Annotated in this window: 1 pseudogene; it reads left to right on the forward strand. The window is 48.2% G+C overall.

Annotated features, from left to right (window positions below):
- Window positions 1-342 (forward strand): annotated as a pseudogene (locus HC175_RS21575) (M23 family peptidase); the annotation flags it as partial.

A 342-nucleotide genomic window follows, 5' to 3' on the forward strand; every position in this document is an offset into this window, starting at 1 on the left:
GCATTTTGAAATCAGGGATGGTAACCAGCACCCCATGAATCCTCTTATGTTCGGTATTGATATCGCCGACAACAGGCCGCCCCTGGTTTCAGGTGTATATGTCTATCCTCTTGCTGAAGATGCTCATGTAAATGGTTCTGCCGAACGCCAAAAGCTGCGCCTCATTCCGCAACAGGACGGCTCCTTCCAGGCAGAGAAGCTCGAGGCTTGCGGAGATATCGGCTTCGGGATCAATACCGTGGATCAACTTGATGCTGCCCCCAATCAAAATGGAGTATTCAGAATAGAAACTTCAGCAAACGGAGAAAACATGCTGCAGCTGAATTTTGAGAAGTTCTCTTT

It is taken from the genome of Salinimicrobium oceani (assembly GCF_012037645.1).